The organism is Oecophyllibacter saccharovorans, assembly GCF_006542375.1.
Classification (GTDB): Bacteria; Pseudomonadota; Alphaproteobacteria; order Acetobacterales; family Acetobacteraceae; genus Oecophyllibacter; species Oecophyllibacter saccharovorans.
Map to the genome: position 1 here is coordinate 1,762,481 of NZ_CP038143.1, position 21,704 is coordinate 1,784,184.

Genomic DNA, 21,704 nt, shown 5'->3' on the forward strand with positions numbered 1-21,704 from the left:
TCTCTCAGGTATATTAGGTGCATCGGTCTTCCCTTTTACTGGAAGGGAAGACCGGGTGCGGCCTCCATGTGAAAGGCTGTCTCCAGTTCAGGAGGCAGCCTTTTGCATGTACGGCTGCATCCTGAGAGGGACCGTCAGGCCTGCCGGTTGGCGATGAGAGACTTGCGGATGTGCCTTCCGTGCTCAAGGCGGGTCATGATGGCCTGTTCATCCTCCTCGCGCAGGGCGGTGGCCATCTTGTCCACTTCCGTCTGGAAGCGTTCCAGGGTGGCAAGCAGAATATCGCGGTTGGCCAGAAAGATGTCGCGCCACATGACCGGGTCTGAAGCAGCGATGCGCGTGAAGTCCCGAAAGCCGGAGGCGGCGAATTCCAGCACGTCGCTGCGCAGCTCGCCTGAAAGCCGGTCGGCGGTCTCACAGATCGTGAAGGCCAGGAAGTGCGGCAGATGGCTGACCATGGCGCAGATCTGGTCGTGATAGCTGTCTGTCACCTCACGCGTTCTGGCCCCGCAGCGTTGCCAGAAAGCTTCAATTTTCCGGATGGCTTCGGCAGGCGTGCCTTCGGGCGGCACGACGAGGCACCAGCGATTTTCAAACAGATCCGCCAGCCCCGCATCCGGGCCGGAATGCTCGGTCCCTGCCATGGGGTGAACAGGCACGTAAGCGATGTCGGGCGGCAGATGGGCGGTGATTTCAGGGCCGAGCGTGGTGCGGACTGACGCAACATCGCTCAGCACGGCGCCGGGTTTCATGTGCGCAATGGCTGCAAGCGCCGTTTCCCGCACCGCGCCGACGGGAACGCACAGAATGACCAGGTCAGCTTCACGCACTCCTTCAGCCAGGGAAGAGGTCACCACATCGGCCAGGCCCAGCTCCCGCACGCGCGCCAGGACCTGGGGGGCGTGGTCAATGGCCACCAGCTTTTCCGCCAGCCCGCCACTTGTGCGTGCGCGCCGCAACAGCGAAGAGCCGATCAGCCCGGGGCCGATGATGGCCATTGTACCGAAAAGAGGGGGGCCGAAAAGGGGCTGCTCCGCGCCCGGCGGTGCAGGGGAAGGGCCAGCAGGCATGGAGCGGGGCTTTCAGGGTGAGGGCTGTGAAGGCGGTTGGGGCTTCTGCTGGCGCAGGTGGTACATCTCATAAAGCTGCCAGAGCAGGAGGATGGGAATGCCGACGACGATCTCGCGCCCGCGCCGCAGCAGCGAAAGGCTCAGCATGATGTCAGCCGAGATGCCGAATACCAGCCCCAGCGCCACATAAGCCCCTTCCTGCACGCCCAATGCTGCGGGCACCATGAAACCGGCTGCCATGATACCGCAGACAACGCCTTCAATGGAAACGGCATCGAAATAGGTCAGGTGTGCGCCCAGCAGCAGCAGTCCCAGCCAGGCCAGCCCCGCACTGCCGCACCAGCACAGAAGGTGGACAGCCGACCCGCCTGCAATGCGCCCCGGCCGACTCCAGAGCCGGTCCAGAAAGCTGCGGAAAGCCTGAGTGTTCTTGATCAGGGAGCCCTGCCAGCCCTCGGAGATGTGGCGGGCGAAGAAATGCGCGGCCCTGGTCAGCAATGTCCCGCCTTGCTGCTGGGTCCAGACAAAGCCTGCCATGCCCAGACTCAGCAGCCCCATGCCGATCAGGAGCGGCCAGATGAAGCGCCCTGCATCCTGGTGACCGATGAGGCAGAGAATGGCCAGGATGACAAAGACGATCATCGCCAGCACTTCAGTGGTGATATCGACCAGGGTGGCCGCAACCGCTTCCGGCCAGGTCAGGGGGGCGCCGCTCGGGATGAGCCTGGGATGGCCGGCAACGGTGGCCCGCACGCCCAGGATCATGCCGCCCAGCTGGGAGAAAGGCAGGCATGTCCCGGCTGCGTCACGCACGGCGCGGGCGGCCACAAGGCGCAGGAAGGCGATCTCGGGAACAGCCACTTTCCAGGCGCAGCCAAGGCCGACATCCAGCACCAGCTGGCCTGCGATCAGAAGGCCGAAACCGCCTAGCCCCACCTTGGAAAGCGTGACGACAATGGGGTGAATGCCGGCACGAAGGGTCAGGAAGCAGAAGAGAGCGACGCCGAACAGGGTGAGCGCGAGAGTGAGAGTCTTTTTCAAGATCGAGGCCGCTGACTGTGGGAGTTGTGTGTGTATAAGTCAGGCAACGGGTTCGGCCAACCTTTGTGACAGGATAAAGGCGATAATGTCCCTGGGTCCCCCGCTTTCCCAGCTGCTTTGAGAGCAGCAGGTTCCTGGTCTGTGGCCGGTTCACCCTAAAGGCTGTGGGCACCCCGGCTCACGGATTGCTGAGCCGGTATTGAACATTTCCACATTGTCGTCACATTGCCCTACAGGCCAGAGCCGGTATATCTCTGGCAGCAATCGTTGCGGGGCTGATTCTGCCTGCCAGGCGCGGTTGCAGTCGTGGCGCCGGTGCCGGCCGAGGGATTGGAAGTTTGAGAGGGAGAATGGATGAGCGGCCCACAAGAGAGGACACTCGTTACCGGGGCAACAGGGTTTGTAGGCTCAGCCGTGGCGCGGACCCTGCTGGAGCGCGGGCATAACCTGCGTCTGCTCGTGCGCCCGACATCCGACCGCTCCAATGTCCGTGATCTGCCGGTGGAATACGCGGTGGGTGATCTCAGCGATGCGGCCAGTCTTGAGGAAGCGCTCACCGGGGTGAAATACCTCTTTCACGTGGCAGCGGATTACCGGTTATGGGTGCCGGACCCGGCAGAAATGATGCAGGCCAATGTGACAGGCACCCGCCGCCTGATGCAGGCAGCCCAGCGTGCCGGGGTGGAGCGTATCGTCTACTGTTCGTCGGTCGCAGCGCTTGCAACGGCCAAGAATGGCGTGCCGGCTGATGAGGCAAGCCCGGTCAGCGCGGCGGAGATCGTGGGGGCCTATAAGAGGTCGAAATACCTGGCCGAGCAGGAAGTGCTGCGCCTGGTGCGCGAAGAGGGGCTGCCGGCGGTCATCGTCAATCCTTCCACCCCCATCGGCCCGCGCGACATCAAGCCCACCCCCACGGGAAAGATGATTTTCGACTGCATGCGCGGCCGCATGCCCGCTTATGTGGATACGGGGCTGAACATCGTGCATGTCGATGATGTGGCCGAAGGACACGCGCTGGCTTTCGAGCGCGGGCGCATAGGTGAGAAATATATTCTTGGTGGCGAAAACCTGATGTTGCGCGAGTTGTTTGAGCTCATCAGCGCCTGCTCGGGCAGGCGTCCGCCACGTTTCCAGGTCAGCCGCAAGGCGCTGTATCCCCTGGCCCTCGCTGCTGAAGGGGCGGCGAAGGTTTTCGGCATTCAGCCCATCGTGACGCGTGAGATGCTGAGCATGTCGCGCAAGCTCATGTTCTTTTCTACTGCCAAAGCGGAACGGGAGCTGGGCTACGCGCCGCGCTCTGCACAGGAGGCAGTGGCAGCGGCGGTGGAAGGGTTCCGCGAGCGGGGCTGAGGAACGGGTCTTGCAGGCACCCTGTCGGGCGCCCTGCACAGTAAGGGCAGGGCCGTCCTGCAGACAGGGAGTGAAGAAAGATGGCAAAGACGCAGGCAGGCCAGTCCAGGCGAAAACCTGTTTCACGGCGCGACAAGATGCTTTTTTCAGCCGGCGTGCTCTCTCTGCTCAGCTGGTTCGTTCTGCTGTTCTGCAACGGAAAGTTCTGGTACGGAGGGCCGTGGCTGAAGGAAAATCTCCAAGCTTCTCCCAAGGAAACACGCTGGCCCGATGTCGTGGTGATCGTGCCGGCCCGCGATGAAGCTGCTTCAGTAAGTGCCAGTGTCGCTTCCCTGCTGGCCCAGGACTATCCCGGCGCCTTTCGGGTAGTGCTCGTTGACGATGAAAGCACTGATGAGACGGCAAAGCTGGCCCGCACCCTTCCGGATCCGGACAAACGCCTCACTGTTCTGCACGGGGCGGTGCGCCCTGCTGGGTGGAGCGGCAAGCTCTGGGCGGTGCAGCAGGGGCAGGAGGAAGCTTTTGAGTGGCTGTCGGATGAAGGCATGGTCCTGCTGACCGATGCCGACATCGTCCATGCGCCTGATCATCTCACCACCCTCGTGCGTCGTGCCCGCCAGGACAGGCTGGACCTGATTTCAGAAATGGTGCGCCTCAATGTGGGGGGCTTCTGGGAAAAAGCGCTTGTTCCGGCCTTTGTCTATTTCTTTGCCATGCTTTATCCCTTCCGCAAGATCGCCGATCCGACTTCGCCTGTGGGCGGGGCGGCCGGTGGAACGGTCCTGCTCAGGCGGGTGATGCTGGAGAAGATCGGCGGGATCGCCTCGCTGCGGGATGCGCTGATCGATGACTGCACGCTTGGGGCGCGTGTCAAGCAGGCGGGTGGGCGGCTTTACCTTGGCTGCAGCGAGCAGGCCTGGTCCATCCGCGCCTATCAGCGGCCGGAAGAGATCTGGCACATGATCGCCCGTAACGCTTACGTCCAGCTGCATTACTCTCCCTGGCGGCTGTTTGGAGTGCTGCTGGCCATGATGCTGGTCTGGGTGCTGCCGGTCAGCCTGTTGCTCTTCGGACGTGGGAGGAAAAGGGGGCTGGGCGCGCTGGTTTACGGGCTGAGCTGCCTGAGCTTCGTGCCCACCCTGCGCTGGTTCAATCTTTCCCTGTGGCGGGTGCTGCCCCTGCCGCTGGTGGCCTGTTTCTACCTGATGGCCACGCTGGGCTCGGCAGCAGACCATTACCGGGGCCGCGGCGTGCAGTGGCGGGGGCGCTCCTATGCGGAAGTTACACCGCAAGAGCTGCACCCGCCCTCCTGACTGCCCCGGAGAAAAGACACTGGAGGAAAGACAAGTGACTGAAGCGATGGTCGAAACGATGGCTGTGCCTGAAATGCCAAATTCGGAAATGCCGAACCCGGAAATGACAGCCCGCCAAGAAGGCCGGACTGCAGAAGCCTGGGCGAAAAGGGATGTCTCTTCTTCCAAGACCGGCGCCGATGAGAACTTCCCGACCGGTTCCCTGCTGATCAGCCCTGCGCTGCGCCCGGTGGTGCATGCTTATTACCGTTTTGCGCGCATTGCCGATGACGTGGCCGACACGACGGAACTCACCCCTCAGGAGAAGCGCGCGCGCCTTGCGGCCTTGAACGGAATTCTCGAAGGCACGGCCCAGACGCCCGAGCGCGCTGATGCCCGCAGCGCTGCAACCCTGCGCCAGGCGTTGCTTGAAGTCGGTGTGCCGCTCTCAGTCGCCACAGATCTTCTGGTGGCCTTCAGGGAAGATACGGAGAAAGACCGCTACGAAACCTGGGATGAGCTTCTGCATTACTGCCGCTATTCAGCCAATCCGGTCGGCCGTTTTCTGCTGGCCCTCCACCGCGAGGGCCGGGCGACTTTTCCCCTTTCCGATGCGCTGTGCACGGCCCTGCAGGTTATCAATCACCTGCAGGATGTCTCAGGAGACCTGCGCAGGCTCAACCGGTGCTACGTCCCCCAGCTCTGGCTGGAGCAGGAAGGGGTGAAAACCGAAGATCTGGCCCTGGGATGCAGCAAGCCCGGTGTGCGGCGGGTCATGAACCGCATGCTTGACCATGTGGAGGAGCTGAACCGCCAGGCGCGCAGGCTGCCCGGGGTGATCGCTGATCGGCGCCTGCGGCTTGAAGCTGCTGTCGTGGTGGCGCTGTGTTGCCGCCTGACAGCCAGGCTGCGCCGGCAGGATCCGCTGGCGGAGCGCGTGGCGCTGTCACGCGGTGACGGTCTGCGGGCGCTGGCCTGGGCGCTCCGTTTCTGGAACGTCCCTGCCTGAAAGACGCGCCTCTTGGCCTGACGGGAGATTTAACGCTAGATAAGGCAGCAGGCGGTCGGGAAAGGCCTGGATAAGTTCCTGCCCCTGACTGAAGGACCGAGGCGTAACTGCAAATAACAACCGAAAAGGGCAGGGGACTGAACAGAAGATGAAAAAGGATGCGTCTCTCGGGCTGGTCTGCGCCCCTGCGGATCTCGCAGCGGTGGAAGAGATCGTCACGCGTTCCGGCACTTCCTTTGGCAAGGGCATGCGTATCCTGCCGCCGGCGCGGCGTGATGCGATGTTCGCCGTCTATGCCTTCTGCCGCGAAGTCGATGACATTGCCGATGGCGACAGTGCCCATGAAGACCCCCGCGCTGCCCTGGGGGCCTGGCGGGAGCGGATTTCGGCGCTGTACCGCACCCGTGAGGGACGTGATGCGCTTGACCGCGTTCTGCTGGCGGCGATCGAGCGCTTTCACCTGCGGGAAGAAGACTTCCTGGCTGTCATCGACGGCATGCTCATGGATTGCGGCGCGCCGATCGTCGCCCCTGATGAAGAGACGCTCGATCTGTACTGCGACCGGGTGGCTTCAGCAGTCGGTCGGCTTTCCGTACGCATTTTCGGCACGCCCGAGCCTGTGGGCGACGAGGTGGCACACCATCTGGGGCGGGCGCTTCAGCTGACCAACATCCTGCGTGATGTTTCAGAAGATGCGGAACGCGGGCGGCTCTATCTGCCGCGGGAGCTGCTGAAGCGCTTCGGGGTGCCGACCGACCCCAGAGAAGCGCCTTATGCCCGGGGGCTCGACGGGCTGTGCCGCGTTCTGGCCGCGCGGGCCCAGGACCATTTCCGCAAGGCTGAAGAGCTCATGCGGCGCTGCCCCCCTGCCACCATCCGCCCCGCCCGCGTCATGGCCGCCTCCTATGAAGTGGTGCTTGGCGCGCTGATGCGCCGCGGCTGGCGTAATCCGGCAGCGGCGCTCCATGTGTGGGACGGCTGGAAGAAGTTCAGGATGCTGCTGGCCTGGGCAGGGCTGTCCTTGTGAGCCTTCCTCCTCCGGCACGTGTTCACATCATCGGGGGAGGGTTGGCTGGGCTTTCAGCGGCTGTGGAACTGGCACCCCAGACGCAGGTGCGCCTGTATGAGGCTGGCCCGTCCTGCGGGGGGCGGGCCAGGTCCTATTATGACCGGGCCCTGGAGACCGAGATCGACAACGGCAACCATCTTCTGCTTTCAGCCAATCCGTATACGTTCCGTTATCTCGATCTGCTGGGCGCGCGCGATACCCTGCGCACACCGGGTGCGCCTCTCTTTCCATGGTATGACCTACGGGACGGGCTTGCCTGGCACCTGAATCTGGGGCGCGGCAGGATTCCCTACTGGCTGCTGTCGCCCCATACGCGCGTGCCCGGCATGCGGCTGCGTGAAATGGCCGGGCTGAGAAACCTTCTGCGCGCCGGGCCCGATGAGGTGGTGGCGGATTGCCTGGTACCAGGCGAGTTCAGCCGGCGCCTCCTGGAGCCCCTCGCTGTATCGGCGTTGAATACGGACATCGATTCCGGTAGCGCCCAGCTGCTCGGCACCATCGTGCGCCGCACCCTGGCCAAGGGCGGCACTGCCTGCCAGCCCTGGATGGCAGCCAGGGGCCTTTCCAGAAGTTTCGTCACCCCGGCCCTGGACTGGCTGAAGCGCTGCCATGCCGAAGTGCATACCGGCCAGCGCATCACCGAAATCGTGCGCGAGAAAGGTCGGGTCACGGCGCTGAACTCAGCCAGTGGGCCGATCAGGATCGGTCGGGATGAAGCCGTGATCCTGGCAGTCCCGCCAGTGGTCGCGTCGACATTACTCCCTGAAGTTGAAGGGCCGGATGCTTTTGAAAGTATCGTCAATGCCCATTTCAGGCTTCCTGTTTCCACCAGAGCCAAGGGCGTGGTGGGCAAGGCAGGGTTTGTCGGGCTGGTCGGCGGCATGGCGGAATGGGTTTTTCTGCATGACCGTGTGCTTTCGGTCACAGTAAGTGCGGCCAACCGTTTTGCCGATATTCCCAGTGAGGTCATGCTCAATACGATCTGGGAGGAAATATCGCAGGCGCTTAATTCCGTCCTCACCACGCCTCTGCCTCTGACCCGCCCGCGTGCCCGGCTTATCCGGGAGAAACGCGCGACTTTCGCTGCCACCCCATTGCAGGCGCGTCGTCGCCCGGGGGCGGTCACCAGCACGGTCAATCTGGCCCTTGCAGGGGACTGGACCGATACGGGCCTGCCTTCCACCATCGAGGGCGCCATCCAGTCCGGCCTGGCGGCCGTTGCCGCACTGGGCTTCAGGTCAGGCTATTCAAAACAAGACTGACAGGGCATATAGAGGCCCCGCATGTTCCGGTATCGGGCCGCAATGAACGATCTGAGATCGGCCGCAGTGATGTCTGGCTGCCTGTCCGCCCTTGCGGGGGCGGCATGATGGTTCTGTCTAGTAAGGAGAGTGTCCCGTGAGCGAGACGTTGTCCCGCCCCCCTTCCGAAACTTCCGTACCCTTGGTGGGTGGCATGCTGTCAGGGCAGGGCGCAGTAAACCTGTCGGCTGGTAAGCAGGGAGAGCTGGTTGAGACAAAGCTCGATCCGGAAACCGTTGATCAGGCCATCACCGGCGCCCACGCGGCCCTGGGCAAGCGCCAGAATGAGGACGGGCACTGGGTTTTCGAGCTGGAAGCCGATGCCACCATCCCCGCTGAATACGTGCTGCTGGAGCATTTTCTCGACCGCATTGACGAGGAACGGCAGAAAAAGATCGGCGTTTACCTGCGGCGCATTCAGGGTGCCCATGGCGGCTGGCCCCTCTACCATGACGGCAAGTTCGACCTTTCGGCGAGCGTGAAAGCCTATTTCGCCCTCAAGGCAATCGGTGATGACCCGCAGGCGCCCCACATGAAGCGCGCGCGTGAAGCCATCCTGGCCCATGGCGGCGCTGAGCGCACCAACGTGTTTACGCGCATCCAGCTGGCCCTGTTCGACCAGGTGCCCTGGCGGGCGGTGCCGGTCATGCCGGTCGAGCTGATGCTGCTGCCGCGCAAGGCCTTTTTTTCTGTCTGGAACATGGCGTACTGGTCGCGCACCGTCATCGCGCCCCTGCTTCTCCTCGGCGATCTCAAGCCGGTTGCGCGTAACCCCAGAGGGGTGGACGTGCAGGAGCTCTTCCGGACGCCGCCCGGAAAAATCCGCGACTGGATCCGTGGGCCTTATCGCTCGCAGTGGGGGCGGGTCTTCAAATATCTCGACACCGCCCTGCGCCCCGTAGTGCCCTTTTTCCCGCAGAAGCTGCACCGCAAGGCAGTTGATACGACGCTCGCCTTCATCAAAAAGCGGCTGAGCAATGGCGGGCTGGGCGCCATCTATCCCGCCATGGCCAATGTGGTGATGATGTTCCGCGCGCTCGGCGTTCCCGATGAGGACCCGCATGCCGTGCAGGCCTGGCAGGCCATCCAGGACCTGATGATCGAGAAAGACGGCGAAGTCTACTGCCAGCCCTGCGTATCGCCGATCTGGGATACGGGTCTTGCAGGCCTGGCCATGCTCGAGACAGCAAGCGGGCCGCGCGCCACCCAGCCCCGCGAAACGCGGGAACGGCTTGAAAAAAGCGCTGCCTGGCTGAGGGAGCGGCAGATTCTGGACGTCAAGGGCGACTGGGCGGTCAACGCGCCTGATCTGCGCCCCGGTGGCTGGGCCTTCCAGTATGAAAATGATTACTATCCGGATGTGGATGACACGGCCGTCGTCGGCATGCTCCTGCACCGGCTTGACCCCGAAACAAATGCGACCGCCATCGCACGCGCACGGGAGTGGATCATCGGCATGCAGAGCACCAATGGCGGTTGGGGCGCGTTCGATATCGACAATGACCTCGATGTCCTGAACCATATTCCCTTTGCCGATCACGGCGCGTTGCTTGATCCGCCGACGGCTGATGTCTCGGCGCGCTGTATCTCCTTCCTGGCCCAGCTGGGGCATCCCGAAGACAGACCGGTCATCGACCGCGCCCTTGAGTACCTGCGCCAGGAGCAGGAGGAGAGCGGCAGCTGGTTCGGGCGCTGGGGCACCAATTACATCTACGGCACCTGGTCGGTTCTCTGCGCGCTCAACATCGCCGGGGTGGACCCTAGGGACCCCATGGTCGTAAAGGCCGTGCAGTGGCTGAAATCCGTGCAGCGCGAAGATGGCGGCTGGGGAGAGGACTGCGCCAGTTATGAGGGCGCGCCCCAGGGCGTTTACAAGGAAAGCCTTCCGACCCAGACGGCCTGGGCCGTGCTGGCCCTGATGGCTGCCGGGGAGCGTGAAAGCGAGGCGGTGAAACGGGGCATCGCCGCACTGACGCGGATGCAGGACGCCCACGGCGAATGGCATGAAGAACCCTATAACGCTGTCGGTTTCCCCAAGGTGTTCTACCTGCGCTACCACGGCTACAAGCAGTTCTTCCCGCTCATGGCGCTTTCACGCTACCGCAATCTGGGCGCCAGCAATTCCGGGCGGGTGGAATACGGCTTCTGATGCCGAGCTCCCTGAAAGCGGGCACCGGGCGCCTGGGCATTATGGTCGGGCTGCGGGAAGAGGGGCGGCTGATCGAGCGCTTCTTTCCCCAGGCTGTCATTGCCCTCAGCCACGCCCATGAAGCAGGTGCGCGGCGCGCCCTGCAGCAGCTGCGCCAGGGGGGAGCGGAGGAGCTGCTCTCTTTCGGTTGTGCCGGGGGGCTGGATCCCGCGCTGAAACCGGGCACCATCCTGCTTGCCGACAGCGTCGTGGCGGGAGGAGAACGCCTGCCCAGCAGCGAGGGTCTCAGCAGGCAGTTTGATCTGGGCCGTGGCGTGATGCATGGCGCGATCGTTCACAGCCCGGTCATGGTCGGGGAGGTGGCGGAGAAACGTGCCCTGCATTCCCGCACAAAAGCGCTGGCGGTGGACATGGAAAGCGGGGTGGTGGCTCAGAGCGGCCTGCCATTTGCGGTATTGCGGGTCATCTGTGATGACGCCGCGCGTCCCCTGCCGCCGGCAGCCGCTTCAGGCCTGCGGGAAGGGCGGGTGTATCTGCCGGGCCTGCTGGGCTCGCTTGTGCGCCAGCCAGGCCAGATCGGGGCCCTGATGGCACTGGGGCGGGACGCGGCGCAGGCGCGTGCAAGCATGAAAACCTATCTTGAAAACCTGGCTGAATTACCGGCTAAGCGGCATTGAACAATCGTGCAGGAGTCAGGCCTGTTTCTGCTTGAATTCCGGTCATGATCTGATTACAGAATACCGTTGCTGTCGCGTTCTCAGCTGAGGAACGTGCAGTCATTTCGCACGCATGGCCGGTTATCCTGGTGTCCTGCTGCTTCTGCAGCCGGGCGTTCCATGCGGAGGTTGAACCAGAGAACAAGGTATTCATTTCATGGCAATGCCAGAATTCACGATGCGCCAGCTCCTTGAAGCGGGTGTGCATTTCGGTCACCACACGCGCCGCTGGAATCCGTCCATGGCGCCTTACCTGTTCGGTGTGCGCAATCAGGTCCACATCATCGACCTGCAGCAGACCGTGCCGATGCTGGACCGGGCGCTCAAGCAGGTGCGCGATACCGTTGCGGCTGGCGGGCGCGTGCTGTTTGTGGGCACCAAGCGTGCGGCAGCCGAGCACATCGCTGATGCGGCCCAGCGCTGCGGGCAGTATTACGTCAACCATCGCTGGCTCGGCGGCATGCTGACGAACTGGAAGACCATCACGGGCTCCATCAAGCGCCTGCGCGCCATTGACGAGATGCTGGCCGGTGACACCGCAGGTCTGACCAAGAAGGAAATTCTCGACATCACGCGTGACCGCGAGAAGCTGGAACGTTCCCTGGGCGGCATCAAGGACATGGGCGGCCTGCCCAACCTGCTGTTCGTGATCGACACCAACAAGGAAAAACTGGCCGTTGAGGAAGCCAACAAGCTGGGCATTCCCGTGGTTGCCGTGCTCGACAGCAACTCCGACCCCAAAGGCGTGGACTTCCCCATTCCGGGCAATGACGACGCTCTCCGCGCCATCGCGCTGTATTGCGACCTCGTGGCCGGCGCCGTGCTTGACGGCATCTCCGCCGAACTGGCCGCATCGGGCCAGGACCTGGGCGCCGCTGAGGAACTCGGCGCTGAAGCGCTGGTGGCGGAAGCCAAGGCGGAAAATGCAGCTGAGATCGCTGCCAATACGGCAGGGGCCTGAAGCCTTACAAGGTTCTTTGGTTTCAGTCCGCGTTTTTGGGCTGGGGGTCTGTCAGGCGCCCAGCCCTCAGAAACAGGGAATCTCCTGCGCGGATTGATGGCTGATCGCCCCAGCCAGGCCCTGACCTGGCTCTGACGGAAATTTTGAAGAACACGGCTCTGCGGCTGCGGTAATCATCCCGGCCGCAGGCGTTTTGCAGGAAGGTGACAGAATGGCACATATCACAGCCGTACAGGTGCGTGAGCTGCGCGAAGCGACAGGCGCAGGCATGATGGATTGCAAAAAGGCCCTGACTGAAAATGACGGGAAGATGCAGGACGCCATCGACTGGCTGCGCAAGAAGGGCCTTTCCGCCGCTGCCAAGAAGTCCGGTCGCGTGGCAGCTGAAGGCCTGGTCGGCGTGGCGGCTGACAAGAACCGCGCCGCCATGGTCGAAGTGAATGCCGAGACCGATTTCGTGGCCCGTAACGAAGCCTTCCAGGAAGCGGTGCAGCAGATCGCCCGTGCCGCGCTGCAGGTGGGCGAACCCACGCTCGAGAAGATCAATGCGGCCGTGCTGCCGTCCGGCCGGACCGTGGCTGATGAGCTGACCCATCTGATCGCCACCATCGGCGAGAACATGACCCTGCGCCGTGCGGCCGTGCTGAGCGTTCCCTCTGGCGTGGTGGCCAGCTACGTGCATGGTGCCCTGCGTGACGGTGTGGGACGCATCGGCGTGCTCGCTGCCCTCAAGGCGCCTGATGAGAGCGAAGCGATCACCAATCTCGGCCGCCAGGTGGGCATGCACATTGCCGCTACCCGTCCGCAGGCCCTCAAGCGCAGCGATGTGGCCCCTGATGCGATCGAGCGCGAGCGTTCTGTGCTGCGCGAGCAGGCCAAGGCGTCCGGCAAGCCCGAGAACATCGTCGAGAAGATGATCGATGGCCGTATCCGCAAGTTCTATGAGGAAGTCGTTCTCCTGGAGCAGCTCTGGGTGCATGACAATGAGAGCAAGGTGGAAGACATCCTCAAGAAAGCCGGTGTGGAGATGACCGGTTTCGAGCGCTTCCAGCTTGGTGAAGGGGTCGAGAAGGAAGAGAACGACTTCGCGGCTGAAGTGGCGAAAGCTGCCGGCCACTGAAGTGACGGTCTGAGGGAGGAGAAAAGCGTTTTTCCAGCTGGAAAGCGTTGAGGATTCCCTGCTCTTGCGATCCGTTTTCAAGGCTCCCATCCTGGTGGTGGGAGCCTTTTTGTCTGTCAGGCAAAGCAGAAAAGGAGCAGCCTGCTGTCTGCCAGCACGGTGCGTGGAAGCAGGGTGGAGAAAGCGACATGATCGAATGGGAAGCACCGGCTGTCGTTGTGAACACGGCGCTGCAGGGAGAGGGCAGTCTCCTGGCCACGGTTCTGACAGGCGGGCAGGGCCTGCGGCGCGGGTTGGTCTATGGCGGGCAGTCGCGCCGCCAGCGTGGCTGCTGGGAGCTGGGCACGATCGTGGTGGCGCGCTGGCAGGCGCGCCTGCCGGACCAGCTGGGCCGGCTGTCTGCTGAACCGGTCCGCTTTCCGGCAGCCTCTCTGCTGTCTCAGCCGCTTTCTCTGGCCCTGCTCAGGAGTGCGTGCACCCTGGCTGCTGAGACCCTGCCTGAAAAGGAGCCGTGCCCGGAGGTCTTTGAGGGATTGGTCGGTCTGCTGGGTGCGTTGACAGTCAATCCCCAGTCGCCGCCTGTGGCCGATTACCTGCGCTGGGAGCTGATCTTGCTGCAGACGCTGGGCTACGGTCTGTCGCTTGGGGCCTGTGCGGTCACAGGCGCGCAGGCGGGGCTGGCCTATGTTTCACCCAAAAGCGGATGCGCGGTGACCGATGAGGGCGCCGGTCCCTGGCGCGCGCGCCTGCTGCCGCTGCCGGGTTTTCTCACAGCTGAGGCGGGAAGTCTGGAAACTGACGGTCAGGAAAATGAGCCCCGACAGGCAGAAGGGTCGGCGCAGGCCTGGCTTGAGGGTCTGCAGCTGACGGGCCATTTTCTGCAGCGCGCCGTTTTTGACACTTTCCACCGCCCCCTGCCTGCAGCCCGCGCCCTGCTGGAACAGCGCCTGGTGCGCCTGGCGCAGGTTTCCTGAAGGGTCAGCGCTTCAGAGGCCGTGCAATGCTGGACAAAAGCGAAGGGAGTGTGGCTAACTTTCCAGCTTCATGAGTGAAAGAAACAAGACAATGACTGCTGCCGAGCCAGCCGGGGGCCTGCCTGCCGGTCTGATTGAAGACACGCGCCTCGTTGATGCGCTGAGCGAGCGGTACATGGCCTATGCCATGTCCACGATCATGTCGCGCTCCCTGCCGGACGTGCGCGACGGTCTCAAACCGGTGCACCGGCGGCTGCTTTATGCCATGCAGCAGCTCAAGCTTGACCCGAATTCCGGCTTCAAGAAATGCGCGCGCGTTGTGGGCGACGTCATCGGCAAGTTCCATCCGCATGGCGACGTGTCGGTTTATGAAGCCCTGGTGCGTCTGGCCCAGATCTTCGCCGCCCGCTATCCGCTGGTGGAAGGGCAGGGCAATTTCGGCTCGGTGGACGGCGATGGCGCTGCCGCCATGCGGTATACGGAAAGCCGCCTGACGGAAACGGCCAGCGTCATGCTGGCGGGTCTTGAAGACAATGGCGTTGATTTCCGCCCGACCTATGACAATGAAGACCAGGAACCCGTGGTTCTGCCGGGCCTGTTTCCCAACCTGCTGGCCAATGGGGCGGCGGGGATCGCTGTCGGCATGGCAACGAACATTCCCCCCCATAACGCGGTGGAGCTTTACCGTGCGGCCCGTCTGCTGATCGACAGGCCGGACGCCACGACGGCCGAGCTGGTGGCCCTGCTGCCCGGGCCTGACTTTCCGACGGGCGGTCAGCTCGTTGAAGACCAGGCGACGGTGGTTGAGGCTTACGAGACCGGTCGCGGCAGTTTCCGGCTGAGGGCGCGCTGGCATGTGGAGCGCCTCAAGGGCGGGGCCTGGCAGATCATCGTGACGGAAATTCCCTATCAGCTCCAGAAATCCCGTCTGATTGAGCAGATCGCCGCGGAGATGGAGAAGCGCAAGCTGCCTCTGCTGGCCGACGTGCGCGATGAAAGCACCACCGATATCCGCCTCGTTCTCGAACCCCGCAGCCGCAGCACGGATCCTGAAGTCCTGATGGAAACGCTGTTCCGCCAGACAGCGCTGGAAAACAGGTTCAGCCTGAACATGAATGTGCTCGGGGCTGACGGGGTGCCGGCGGTCATGTCGCTCAAGCAGGTGCTGCAGGCGTGGCTTGTGCATGTGCATGACGTGCTGGTGCGCCGGTCCGAGCATCGTCTGGAGGCAGTGCGCAAAAGGCTGGAAATCCTCGACGGCTTCCTGCTGGTCTATCTCAACCTGGATGAAGTCATCCGCATCATCCGCGAGGAGGATGAGCCAAAGCCGGCCATGCAGAAGACGTTCGGCCTGACCGAGCTGCAGGCGGAATACGTGCTGAACATGCGCCTGCGTTCCCTGCGGCGGCTGGAAGAGGAAGCCCTGCGCAAGGAACGTGCGGCACTGGGGCGTGAAGAGGACGGTCTGGTGCGCCTGCTGGGCTCCGACAAAAGGCGCTGGAAGCGGGTGAGTGATGATCTGGCGGCGTTTGAAAAACGCTTTGCAGCCTTGCCGGGTGGTGAGCGGCTGACCCAGATCACCGAAGCGCCCAAAGAGATTGATACCTCTGCAGCTCTGGAGGTGGACCGCGAGCCCCTGACGGTTCTCCTGTCGCGCGAAGGCTGGATCAGGGCCGTCAAGGGGCACGGGCTGGAGGCAGCCTCGCATCGTTTCAAGGAAGGCGACGGGCCTGCCTTTGCCGTGGAATGCCAGAGCACGGAACGTCTGTGCCTAATGGGAAGCGGCGGGCGCGCTTTCACGCTCAAGGCGGCTGACCTGCCGCGCGGGCGTGGTTTCGGCCAGCCGGTGCGCACCCTGGCTGACCTCCCGGTTGAAGAAACGGTGGTCAGTCTGTTCGGGCTGCAGGAGGACGGGAAATGGATTCTGACCTCCCGGCAGGGGCGGGGGTTTCAGGTGACAGCCGCGAATCTGGGGGCAGAAAAGAGAACCGGGCGGCAGATCTTCAATCTCAAGCCCGGCGATGCGCTGCTGAGCTGCCTGCCTGCTGCCGGCACGCATGTGCTGTGCCTGGGAGAAAACAAGAAAGCCCTGATATTTCCGAGCGAGCAGATCCCCGAAATGACCCGCGGTGCTGGCGTGGCGTTTCAGAAGCTGGGGGAAAGTGCCCTCAGGGAGGTCAGGACGCTGACCTTTGAGGAAGGCCTGCAGTGGCGGGAAGGCCAGCGCCTCCGCCCGGCGCGGGACCTTGAGCCGCTTCTGGGGCGCCGCGGGGCGGCAGGCAGAATGGCGCCGCAGTGGATGCTCCGCAAATAGCGCCCTTGCAGGGCGAAGAACGCGTGGAGGAGGCACACCATGCTGTCCATGAACTGGTCCCAGTCGGCTTTTCTGTTCGTGATCGTGCAGATCGTCCTGGCTGTGTGTGTTACAGGGCACGTGCTTCTGACAAAGCGCGATACTTCAGCCGCGACAGGCTGGATCGGCATCTGCTGGCTGCTGCCGGTTTTCGGGTCGCTGCTATATCTCATGTTCGGCATCAACCGCGTGCAGCGGCGCGGGCAGAAGATGCTGGCTGCCGACACGCTGCCCCTCAACCCTGAGCTGGAAGCGCTGCGCTGTGAGCCGCCCGGGCCCATGCAGCCCCTGGGGCACATGCTCGACCGCCTGACTGACCGCCAGCTGCTGCGCGGCAACAGCATCCGCTGCCTGCACAATGGCGACCAAGCCTATCCCGCCATGCTCGCAGCCATTGCCCAGGCCCAGCATTCGGTCCTGCTGAGTTCCTATATTTTCCGCGATGACAGGGTGGGGCAGGCTTTCATCGGGGCCCTGGCTGAGGCCCACAGGCGCGGTGTCGAGGTCCGGGTGCTGGTGGACGGCATCGGCAGCGGCTATTTCTATTGTCCCACGCAACGCGCCCTGAAACGGGCCGGCGTGCCTTGCGCCCGTTTCATGCACTCCTTCTGGCCCTGGCGCATGGCCTTCATCAATCTGCGCAACCATCGCAAGATCCTGGTCGTGGACGGCCATACAGGCTTCATGGGGGGGCTCAACATCGCCGCCCAGAATGTCCTCTCCCAACCGAGTGCCCATCCGGTGGCAGACACGCATTTCCAGCTGGAAGGGCCGGTTGTGGAGCAGCTGGCCGATGCTTTCACGCGGGACTGGGCCTTTACGACCGGCGAGGAACTGCAGGGAAAGAAGTTCTTTCCTCCCACGGAAATCCGGGGAGAGATACCTGCGCGCATCGTGACCTCGGCGCCGGATGCCGATATGGAGAAGATCGAATACACCATGCTGCAGGCCATCATCCTGGCCCGCAGGAACGTGTGTTTCATGACGCCGTATTTCATTCCTGACGGCCGCTTTGCCACCGAGCTGGGCCTGGCGGCGCTGCGGGGGGTGCGGGTGGATATCGTGGTGCCGCATCACAGCAACCATCCTATCATCGACTGGGCCCGCAATGGGTGCCTTGAACCTTTGGTGGAAGTGGGTTGCCATATCTGGCTGGCGCCACCGCCTTTCAATCATTCCAAGCTGATGGTGGTGGACGGCAGCTGGAGTTTCGTCGGCAGTGCCAACCTCGACAGGCGTTCGCTGCGGCTCAATTTCGAGATCAACATGGCCCTGTATGATGTGCCACTGGCCGAGGGGCTGGAAGCCTTCATGGCGAGCCACCGCGGCCACGAGCTGACGCTTCAGGAACTCAGGGAGTGGTCACTGGCCGAGCGGCTGCGTAACGCAGCTGTGCGTCTGTTGCTGCCTTATCTGTAAAATCGGCGATCGGCGTACTGTCCTGAGGGTCTGTCTCCTGAAAGGACGACGCGGACAGGGGCTGGGCATTTGGCACAAGCGTCACCGCGATGGCGCGATGGTCGGAGCCGAAGCGGGGCAGCACCCGGCAGCTGACGGGCCTGAAGCCCCTGACCAGGCAGCGGTCGAGGCGGAGCGGGACGCGATTGAGCAGGCGATGCGTTTTGGCGCGTGGGCCGACATCGCGGAAATGCCGCAGCCACACAGGCCCCACCTGGTTGAAGTCCCCCATGATGATGGCCTGGTCCGTCAGTGAATCCCGGATGGTGCGGAGCTGGCGGCGATTGAGCAGCTGGCCGTGCGACAGATGTACGTTCGCAATGGAAAAAACGCCGAACCGGGGGTCGTCAAATCGCAGGACCTGGGCATTGCGACGCACGAAGAGGCCGGGCGGCAGAGGGGCCAGGTGGGGGGTGCAGGCCAGAGGCAGCCGGCTCCAGCATGCCGTGCCATGCGCACGACCCGGCAGGGTGGCCCTGGCGTAGCTGCCCGGTATCTCCTGCGGCAGCGCGTCCATGAAAGAGCGGACCTCCTGCATGAGCAGAATATCGGGCTGCATGGTCTCGATCAGCAGTTTCACTTCTTCCAGGCTTGCCCCGCCTGCATGCAGCAGGTTCCAGCTGATCACGCGCAGGCGGGGCTGGGCAGCAGAGACAGAGGGAGCTGAAAGCGTCATGGCAGGAAAGAGCCAGGGTCCGTGTAGGTTGCGTGAGACAGATTGCGGAGAAACCGCCGCGGAAGAGTATAACAAGGTGCCAGAAACCGCCTGAGGTCAATTGAAAAGAACGGCTTTTCAAACCTTAAATTTAGCTAAGGTGGGTCTCTGAACACGCTCAGGAACACAAGGAAACGGATGGTCCCTTCAATGCCTGGAACCTTTCGGAGCTCTAAAAATCCCGTAGGCGGTAACTCAGCGCTTCGGCCACATGGGCGCGCTGGATGGCCTCACTTTCTGCCAGATCGGCGATCGTGCGCGCCACACGCAGCAGGCGTGTGATGCCCCGGTTGGAAAGCCGCAGTCGCTCAGCGGCCTTTTCAGCCAGGAGCTGTGCGTCTTCCTCCATGCTGAAGCTGTCGGGAGAGGCCTGGGCATTGGCCACACCCTGGCGCTCGATCTGGCGCAGTCGCGCTTTTTCCGCCCGCCTGCGCACGCTGGCGCTTGCCTCGCCTTTGGGGGCCCGGCTGATCTCGAGCGGGGAAAGGGGGCGGATCTCAACGCGCAGGTCGATCCGGTCCAGCATGGGCCCTGAGATGCGGGAAGAATAGTCCTCAGCGCATCGGGGCGCCTTGCGGCAGGCGCGTTCCGGGTCGCCCAGATAACCGCAGCGGCAGGGGTTCATCGCGGCGATGAACTGAAAGCGGGCAGGATAGGTCCTGTGGCTGGCAGCGCGGGCGATGGAGACGGTTCCGCTCTCCAGGGGCTGGCGCAGGGATTCCAGGGCGCTGCGGGCAAACTCCGGCAGCTCATCGAGAAACAGGACACCGTTATGGGCGAGGCTGACTTCTCCCGGTCTTGCCTTGCTTCCCCCGCCGACGAGGGAGGCCAGGCTGGCGTTGTGATGGGGCGCACGGTAAGGCGGGCGCACGACCAGCTGGCCTGGCGGCAGCTGCCCGCTGATGCTGTGGATCTGGCTGGTTTCAAGAATCTCTTCACGCGTCAGATCAGGCAGGATCCCGGGCAGGCGGCTTGCCAGCATGGATTTGCCGGCTCCAGGCGGGCCTGTCATCAGCAGGGAATGACCGCCTGCCGCCACGATCTCCAGCACCCGCCGCCCCACTTCCATGCCTTTGACGTCCGCAAGGTCAGGGCCGTAATCGGGTTCCTGCAGTTCCGGCATGGCAACGGGTGTGAGAACCTGGTCGCCGCGGAAATGGGCAATCAGGGCCAGCAGGGAAGGGGCTGCGAGAATATCCAGGTCGGGATGGCCCCAGCGCGCTTCTGGTCCCTGGCTTGCGGGACAGATCAAACCGATTTCCTGGGCAGCCGCGCCGAGAGCTGCGCACAGAACGCCGTTAACCGGATTAATGCGACCATCCAGCGAGACTTCGCCGATCGCAGCGTAAGCAGCAGCGGCTTCGGCAGGCACGACATTCATGGCCACGAGCAGCCCGAGCGCAATCGCCAGGTCGAAATGCGCGCCTTCCTTGGGGAGATCGGCAGGCGTGAGATTGACCAGGATACGCTTTGGCGGCAGGGCCAGGCCCATGGCACCCAGAGCAGCGCGCACCCGCTCGCGCGCTTCCCCCACCGCCTTGTCGGCCATGCCGACCACCAGAAAAGAGGGCAGTCCGCTTGCAACCTGCACTTCCACCGTCACCGGGACGGCCTCAATGCCGGCAAAGGCAAAGCTCTGGATACGTGCGAGGGCAGGACCAGTGGCTGGCTGTGGCGGGGTGGTCATGAGGCCTCTTGAGGCTGGAGACTGTTTGGGAAAAAAGCGCACAAGCCGTCAGATGACGGGACGGGGCATTGTAGAGGCGTGCAAACAGTCCCGCCAAGTCTCAACCCTCAGTGAAAAGACCGGGGGGCTGAAAATCCTTGGGAAGACCCACTCAACGCGGCCGGATGAGGCGTGTACGCAGCGTGCCTTCCAGGGCGCGGAGGCCCTGAAGGATGTCGTGCTCCAGAGCGACGGTTTCAGCTTCCGGCATTTCAGGCGGTTCGGCTTCCACGACCACGTAGCCGATCTCACCATCGGTCTGCAGGGACTGGGCGGTCAGGTTGCAGCCGGTCTGGGCGAAGATCCGGTTGATCTGTCCCATGAGTCCGGGCCGGTTGGCATGAACATGCATGAAGCGCATGCCGCCCGGTCGTTCAGGCAGCTGGACTGCAGGGAAATTGACCGCGCCCACCGTTGAGCCGATATCGGAGTATTCCACCAGCTTGCGGGCCACTTCCACACCGATGCGTTCCTGCGCTTCCATGGTAGAGCCGCCGATATGGGGGGTGAGCACAACATTCTCCAGCCCCTGCAGAGGCGTGCTGAAACGCTCCTCGGCGCTTGGGGGCTCTGCGGGAAAGACATCCACCGCCGCCCCCATCAGGTGACCATCCGCAAGAGCACGCGCCAGTGCCTCGAGATCGACGACTTCGCCCCGGGCGTTGTTGATCAGCACGCTGCCCGGTTTCATGGCGCGCAGCTCGGCTTCACTGATCAGGTTTCTGGTCGCGGGCGTCTGGGGCACATGGAGCGTGACCACATCTGCCTGCTCCAGAAGCGCGTCCAGGCTTTCCACGGCCTTTGCATTGCCGTGGGGCAGGCGGGGGGCAATGTCATGATAAAGGACCCGCATGCCCATGGCTTCTGCCAGGACGGAGAGCTGTGAGCCGATGGAACCGTAACCGACGATGCCCAGTGTTTTGCCGCGGACTTCCCGGGAATTGCGGGCTGATTTTTCCCATGCTCCCCGGTGGCAGGCCTCCGAGCGGCTGGGAATGCGCCGCAGGAGCATGATGATCTCCCCGATCACCAGCTCGGCGACCGAACGCGTATTGCTGAAGGGCGCGTTGAAGACGGGAATGCCCCGTCTTCTGGCCGCATCGAGATCCACCTGGTTCGTGCCGATGCAGAAACAGCCGATGGCCATCAACCGGTCGGCCTGAGCCAGCACCTCTTCTGTCAGTTGGGTGCGGCTGCGGATGCCTACCATGTGCACGCCCTGCAGGGCTTCGACCAGAGCCGGCCCCTCCAGCGCGCCTTTATAAGTCGTCACTTCCACGTAGCCCTGCTGGCTGAACCATTCTGCGGCTGAATCGTGAATGCCTTCCAGAAGCAGGATTCGGATCTTGTTCTTGGACAGGGACAGACGGGGTAGGGCGGACATGAAAGAGCCGGTCTCC

The 21,704-nt window shown here is 63.3% G+C and carries 17 protein-coding genes; 12 read left to right on the forward strand and 5 right to left on the reverse strand.

What is annotated here, in order from left to right:
- Positions 1–134 precede the first annotated feature (134 nt).
- Positions 135–1,070, reverse strand: a complete 936-nt coding sequence (locus E3E11_RS07625) for a prephenate dehydrogenase/arogenate dehydrogenase family protein (RefSeq protein ID WP_141451859.1) — start codon at positions 1,068–1,070, stop codon at positions 135–137.
- A gap of 12 nt (positions 1,071–1,082) precedes the next feature.
- Positions 1,083–2,111 (reverse strand): lysylphosphatidylglycerol synthase domain-containing protein, encoded by a 1,029-nt coding sequence (locus E3E11_RS07630; RefSeq protein ID WP_141451860.1) that lies wholly within the window; start codon positions 2,109–2,111, stop codon positions 1,083–1,085.
- Between the two features lie 354 nt (positions 2,112–2,465).
- Here E3E11_RS07630 and hpnA point away from each other — a divergent pair, with 354 nt between their 5' ends.
- From hpnA to E3E11_RS07690, 12 genes are all read left to right on the forward strand, one after another.
- Positions 2,466–3,461 (forward strand): hopanoid-associated sugar epimerase, encoded by a 996-nt coding sequence (gene hpnA, locus E3E11_RS07635; RefSeq protein ID WP_141451861.1) that lies wholly within the window; start codon positions 2,466–2,468, stop codon positions 3,459–3,461.
- Positions 3,462–3,598: 137 nt separating this feature from the next.
- Entirely contained in the window at positions 3,599–4,774 is a 1,176-nt protein-coding gene (locus tag E3E11_RS07640) for a glycosyltransferase (protein WP_141452255.1), read from the forward strand.
- A gap of 103 nt (positions 4,775–4,877) precedes the next feature.
- Positions 4,878–5,762 carry a squalene synthase HpnC gene (gene hpnC, locus E3E11_RS07645; RefSeq protein ID WP_141452257.1) on the forward strand — a complete coding sequence of 295 codons (885 nt, stop codon included), beginning with the start codon at positions 4,878–4,880 and terminating at the stop codon, positions 5,760–5,762.
- A 148-nt stretch (positions 5,763–5,910) separates the two neighbouring features.
- A complete protein-coding gene (hpnD, locus tag E3E11_RS07650) occupies positions 5,911–6,789 on the forward strand; it encodes a presqualene diphosphate synthase HpnD (RefSeq protein ID WP_141451862.1) in 879 nt (292 codons plus the stop codon).
- Entirely contained in the window at positions 6,786–8,093 is a 1,308-nt protein-coding gene (gene hpnE / locus E3E11_RS07655; RefSeq protein WP_141451863.1) for a hydroxysqualene dehydroxylase HpnE, read from the forward strand. The genes hpnD and hpnE overlap by 4 nt, the downstream gene beginning before the upstream one ends.
- 193 nt (positions 8,094–8,286) lie before the next feature.
- Positions 8,287–10,281, forward strand: coding sequence for a squalene--hopene cyclase (shc, locus tag E3E11_RS07660; protein ID WP_141452259.1), 1,995 nt, complete (start codon positions 8,287–8,289; stop codon positions 10,279–10,281).
- Complete coding sequence (locus tag E3E11_RS07665) at positions 10,281–10,958, forward strand: phosphorylase family protein (protein WP_141451864.1); 678 nt, start codon at positions 10,281–10,283, stop codon at positions 10,956–10,958. The genes shc and E3E11_RS07665 overlap by 1 nt, the downstream gene beginning before the upstream one ends.
- Positions 10,959–11,154: 196 nt before the next feature.
- On the forward strand, positions 11,155–11,958 hold the full coding sequence (gene rpsB / locus E3E11_RS07670; protein WP_141451865.1) for a 30S ribosomal protein S2: 804 nt from the start codon (positions 11,155–11,157) through the stop codon (positions 11,956–11,958).
- 211 nt (positions 11,959–12,169) lie between these two features.
- Positions 12,170–13,078: a translation elongation factor Ts gene (tsf, locus tag E3E11_RS07675; protein ID WP_141451866.1), complete on the forward strand. Its 909-nt coding sequence runs from the start codon at positions 12,170–12,172 to the stop codon at positions 13,076–13,078.
- Between the two features lie 188 nt (positions 13,079–13,266).
- Positions 13,267–14,052 carry a DNA repair protein RecO gene (gene recO / locus E3E11_RS07680; RefSeq protein WP_231118902.1) on the forward strand — a complete coding sequence of 262 codons (786 nt, stop codon included), beginning with the start codon at positions 13,267–13,269 and terminating at the stop codon, positions 14,050–14,052.
- A 91-nt stretch (positions 14,053–14,143) separates the two neighbouring features.
- Positions 14,144–16,366 (forward strand): DNA topoisomerase IV subunit A, encoded by a 2,223-nt coding sequence (gene parC, locus E3E11_RS07685; RefSeq protein WP_141451867.1) that lies wholly within the window; start codon positions 14,144–14,146, stop codon positions 16,364–16,366.
- 39 nt (positions 16,367–16,405) lie between these two features.
- A complete protein-coding gene (locus tag E3E11_RS07690) occupies positions 16,406–17,824 on the forward strand; it encodes a phospholipase D-like domain-containing protein (RefSeq protein ID WP_231118903.1) in 1,419 nt (472 codons plus the stop codon).
- On the opposite strand, the gene E3E11_RS07695 is transcribed toward E3E11_RS07690, so the two are convergent.
- The 3 genes from E3E11_RS07695 to serA form a co-directional block, all read right to left on the reverse strand.
- A complete protein-coding gene (locus tag E3E11_RS07695; protein WP_141451868.1) occupies positions 17,757–18,539 on the reverse strand; it encodes an endonuclease/exonuclease/phosphatase family protein in 783 nt (260 codons plus the stop codon). The two genes, E3E11_RS07690 and E3E11_RS07695, sit on opposite strands and share 68 nt — an antisense overlap.
- 211 nt (positions 18,540–18,750) lie before the next feature.
- Complete coding sequence (locus tag E3E11_RS07700) at positions 18,751–20,265, reverse strand: YifB family Mg chelatase-like AAA ATPase (protein ID WP_141451869.1); 1,515 nt, start codon at positions 20,263–20,265, stop codon at positions 18,751–18,753.
- 151 nt (positions 20,266–20,416) lie between these two features.
- Positions 20,417–21,688: a phosphoglycerate dehydrogenase gene (gene serA, locus E3E11_RS07705; RefSeq protein WP_141451870.1), complete on the reverse strand. Its 1,272-nt coding sequence runs from the start codon at positions 21,686–21,688 to the stop codon at positions 20,417–20,419.
- Positions 21,689–21,704: the final 16 nt, after the last annotated feature.

Coding starts and splice junctions, on each gene's coding strand:
- E3E11_RS07625 (WP_141451859.1), bottom strand. CDS start 1,070: ATGCCTGCTGGCCCTTCCCCTGCACCGCCGGGCGCGGAGCAGCCCCTT.
- hpnA (WP_141451861.1), top strand. CDS start 2,466: ATGAGCGGCCCACAAGAGAGGACACTCGTTACCGGGGCAACAGGGTTT.
- E3E11_RS07640 (WP_141452255.1), top strand. CDS start 3,599: ATGCTTTTTTCAGCCGGCGTGCTCTCTCTGCTCAGCTGGTTCGTTCTG.
- hpnC (WP_141452257.1), top strand. CDS start 4,878: ATGACAGCCCGCCAAGAAGGCCGGACTGCAGAAGCCTGGGCGAAAAGG.
- hpnD (WP_141451862.1), top strand. CDS start 5,911: ATGAAAAAGGATGCGTCTCTCGGGCTGGTCTGCGCCCCTGCGGATCTC.
- shc (WP_141452259.1), top strand. CDS start 8,287: ATGCTGTCAGGGCAGGGCGCAGTAAACCTGTCGGCTGGTAAGCAGGGA.
- E3E11_RS07665 (WP_141451864.1), top strand. CDS start 10,281: ATGCCGAGCTCCCTGAAAGCGGGCACCGGGCGCCTGGGCATTATGGTC.
- rpsB (WP_141451865.1), top strand. CDS start 11,155: ATGGCAATGCCAGAATTCACGATGCGCCAGCTCCTTGAAGCGGGTGTG.
- tsf (WP_141451866.1), top strand. CDS start 12,170: ATGGCACATATCACAGCCGTACAGGTGCGTGAGCTGCGCGAAGCGACA.
- recO (WP_231118902.1), top strand. CDS start 13,267: ATGATCGAATGGGAAGCACCGGCTGTCGTTGTGAACACGGCGCTGCAG.
- parC (WP_141451867.1), top strand. CDS start 14,144: ATGACTGCTGCCGAGCCAGCCGGGGGCCTGCCTGCCGGTCTGATTGAA.
- E3E11_RS07690 (WP_231118903.1), top strand. CDS start 16,406: ATGCTGTCCATGAACTGGTCCCAGTCGGCTTTTCTGTTCGTGATCGTG.
- E3E11_RS07695 (WP_141451868.1), bottom strand. CDS start 18,539: ATGACGCTTTCAGCTCCCTCTGTCTCTGCTGCCCAGCCCCGCCTGCGC.
- E3E11_RS07700 (WP_141451869.1), bottom strand. CDS start 20,265: ATGACCACCCCGCCACAGCCAGCCACTGGTCCTGCCCTCGCACGTATC.
- serA (WP_141451870.1), bottom strand. CDS start 21,688: ATGTCCGCCCTACCCCGTCTGTCCCTGTCCAAGAACAAGATCCGAATC.